This is a genomic window from Citrobacter sp. HN-141 (assembly GCF_033341895.1).
GTDB lineage: Bacteria > Pseudomonadota > Gammaproteobacteria > Enterobacterales > Enterobacteriaceae > Citrobacter.
Map to the genome: position 1 here is coordinate 1 of NZ_JAWPBF010000048.1, position 2,351 is coordinate 2,351.

General features: G+C 51.7%; 2 protein-coding genes. One reads left to right on the forward strand and one right to left on the reverse strand.

From position 1 onward, the window contains the following. Positions 1-311: hypothetical protein (locus RYZ59_RS24480; protein WP_318067337.1), on the reverse strand; the 311-nt coding region annotated here is incomplete at its 3' end. Positions 312-1,566: 1,255 nt separating this feature from the next. Between RYZ59_RS24480 and RYZ59_RS24490 the strand changes: the two genes are divergently transcribed. Continuing rightward, on the forward strand, positions 1,567-1,794 hold the full coding sequence (locus RYZ59_RS24490) for a hypothetical protein (protein WP_001046775.1): 228 nt from the start codon (positions 1,567-1,569) through the stop codon (positions 1,792-1,794). Positions 1,795-2,351 lie beyond the last annotated feature (557 nt).

A 2,351-nucleotide genomic window follows, 5' to 3' on the forward strand; every position in this document is an offset into this window, starting at 1 on the left:
ACTGCACACTTTGCAGCCTTCAGGGCTTCCAGCTGATTTAGCCGGTTAGCTGCTTTTTTGCGGGCTTCGCCTTTTGCCATGCCATTTCCTATCCCAAAATCACCCAGGAAACCTAATACGGTGCGCCCGTCAAATTCGCCGGTTGCCTCAATTTCTTGTTGTACACTGCGCGTTTTTGCGATTTCCAGAGCTACCGCTTTGCAATCCATTGCGGAAGATTCTGGACCGGTGACGTTCGCGGCCTGTGGATATTGCTTTGTTGCGCATCCTGCCATGATCAGCGCTGCCGATAGGATGAATATTTTTTTCAAAATTATCCTTATTTTATTTAGGCATAGTTAAGAGATACCCATTTTATCGGCAGGAAATGAGGGTTTTTTAGTTGAATTTTGGGAGGGGCAAGGTTCCATATTGGTCGAGGATTCTGGAGCTGACCGGCAACGGCCAGCGCGGCTATGGGCCATGCGGTGGTTGAGCATAGAAAGGATCTTCTTGAGTTCCTTTTTTTCTACGCGTAATCTCTTGCTCTGAAAACGAAAAAACCACCTGGGGAGGTGGTTTTTCGAAGGTTAAGTCAGTTGGGGAACTGCTTAACCTGGTAACTGGCTTCAGCAGAGCGCAGATACCAAATACTGTCCTTCCAGTGTAGCCGTAGTTAGGCCACCACTTCAAGAACTCTATAGCACCATCTACATTAACTCGCTCTGCTAATCCTGTTACCAGTGGCTGCTGCCAGTGGCGCTTTGTCGTGTCTTTCCGGGTTGGACTCAAGACGATAGTTACCGGATAAGGCGCAGCAGTCGGACTGAACGGGGGGTTCGTGCATACAGTCCAGCTTGGAGCGAACTGCCTTCCCGGAACCGAGTGTCAGGCGTGGAATGAGAAACCGCGGCCATAACAGCGGAATGACACCGGTACACCGAAAGGCAGGAACAGGAGAGCGCACGAGGGAGCCACCAGGGGGAAACGCCTGGTATCTTTATAGTCCTGTCGGGTTTCGCCACCACTGATTTGAGCGTCAGATTTCGTGATGCTTGTCAGGGGGGCGGAGCCTATGGAAAAACGGCTTCGCCGCGGCCTTATCGTTTCCCTGTTAAGTTTCTTCCTGGCATCTTCCAGGAAATTTCCGCCCCATTCGTAAGCCCGCACCGCTCGCCGCAGCCGAACGACCGAGCGCAGCGAGTCAGTGAGCGAGGAAGCGGAATATATCCTGTATCGCATATTCTGCTGACGCGCCGGAGCCGCCTTTTTTCTCCTTCCACATGAAGCACTTCACTGATTTCCGCATCCGTGCCAACATAGTAAGCCAGTATACACTCCGCTAGCGCTACGTGACTGGTTCAGGGCTGCGCCCCGACACCCGCTAAAAGCACTGACGCGCCTGCGGCTTGCCCAACCCCGCGCCGTCCGGGAAAGAATTTCCCGATCGACCCGACGTTTCTGTTTACCTGTGATGTTAACGTTTGGATCTTTTTCCCGGGTTTACCTATTTTCTTCTAATGAAGCGTTCACAGCTGACGTTAATAGATGGGTGCTTTCATGTTTGGTTTTTCACCAGGAGAACTTATGAACCTTTGCCCCGATGAACGTCTGCTCTTTGTGCGGATGATTTCCGCTATGCTTCGCCGTTCGGGCGGTGATGCGGGTGCTGTTATGTTTGAGGCGTATCGCCATATTGTGTCCGATACCAATCAAGCTCGTCGTTCCTGCATGCTCGACCTGCTCGAAAGCGTCAGGCAGGACTATGTACAGGGTGGATGCGTGTCGCTTACACCAGATATGCTTTCCAGCTGAGTACGACGCAGAAAACCTACTGCGGTCCGACGCTGGGCTGACGGTTGCCGGCACGTGACAAACTCCAGGAAGAAGGGCTTCTTAATTTCCCGCTAAATACGTCGTGATAAAAGATCACGGCCTATACCTGGGGGGCATTATGAAACTGCCTAACGTCATTGAAGCTGTACTTGACTGTCTGTATCTGGCGGCAGAGCTGTGGGAGTGGCTGGAGAAGAATTTGCCTGTTTTTAAGGCATTGGCGCGGATTTTAGTGTGACTTTAACATCCATGCATCTGGCTGCATGACTATGCATCAGTGTAATATCCAGCGGCTGCGTTTCTGGTGTTTTTTCGTCATGTCTGTCGCCACTTTCTCGCGTCTGGCACCGGAAACGCAGCCAACCCCGTCTCAGCGGTGCGGGCAACGGATGTTATGGTAAATCCAGCTGATTGGCAGGTATAAAAAAAGCCCCGCAGGGCTTTTTTGTACCTTATTGAACTGCACACTTTGCAGCCTTCAGGGCTTCCAGCTGATTTAGCCGGTTAGCTGCTTTTTTGCGGGCTTCGCCTTTTGC

Bases quoted from the DNA above. Each gene is read 5' to 3' on its own strand.
- RYZ59_RS24490 (WP_001046775.1), top strand. From the start codon at position 1,567: ATGAACCTTTGCCCCGATGAACGTCTGCTCTTTGTGCGGATGATTTCC.